The sequence below is a fragment of the Pseudomonas mosselii genome (genome assembly GCF_005796105.1).
Classification (GTDB): Bacteria; Pseudomonadota; Gammaproteobacteria; order Pseudomonadales; family Pseudomonadaceae; genus Aquipseudomonas; species Aquipseudomonas mosselii_C.
The window spans coordinates 1-901 of the sequence record NZ_VAUO01000044.1; the positions used below are offsets into that span (position 1 = coordinate 1).

The 901-nt window shown below is 60.8% G+C and carries 1 protein-coding gene; it reads left to right on the top strand.

The genetic code is table 11. From position 1 onward, the window contains the following. Window positions 1-901, top strand: a 901-nt coding sequence (locus FEM01_RS24260; protein WP_171031022.1) for an immunoglobulin-like domain-containing protein, incomplete at both ends; no start/stop codon positions are given.

Consider the following 901-nt stretch of genomic DNA (forward strand, 5'->3'; position numbering starts at 1 on the left):
CGTCTACAAAGACGGTTCGACCCTGACCGCGACTGTCACTAAAGTAGACGGCGGCAACTTCGAAGCCGTGGATCTGAGCAAATCCAGTGTCACGGCCAACATCGAAGACACTATCGATACCACCACAGTCACCGTGACGGCGGACCCGGCGAAAGAGGGCGACGCCAACGTCACCTTCAACTTCCAGTTGAGCAATCCACCGCAGACCGGCAGCGCTACGACGCTGACGGTGAACGTCGGCGGCACCGAATATCAGGTCAACGTCGATGCTTCCGGCAAGGGCACGCTGCAAGTGCCAAACACCAACGTCGATGACGTCTATAAAGACGAGAGCACCGTTACCGCGACCGTCACCAAGGTCGAGGGCGGCAACTTCGAGAATGTCAGTCTGACTGGCGCGTCGGCGACCGCGACCGTGGCCGACACCCTCGACACCACTACCGTCACCGTGACGGCAGACCCAGCGAAAGAGGGCGACGCGAACGTCACCTTCAACTTCCAGCTGAGCAATGCGCCACAGGCTGGCAGCGCCACTACGCTCACCGTCAACGTCGGCGGCACCGAATATCAGGTCAACGTCGATGCTTCCGGCAAGGGCACGCTGCAAGTGCCAAACACCAACGTCGATGACGTCTATAAAGACGAGAGCACCGTTACCGCGACCGTCACCAAGGTCGAGGGCGGCAACTTCGAGAATGTCAGTCTGACTGGCGCGTCGGCGACCGCGACCGTGGCCGACACCCTCGACACCACTACCGTCACCGTGACGGCAGACCCAGCGAAAGAGGGCGACGCGAACGTCACCTTCAACTTCCAGCTGAGCAATGCGCCACAGGCTGGCAGCGCCACTACGCTCACCGTCAACGTCGGCGGCACCGAATATCAGGTCAACGTCGATGCT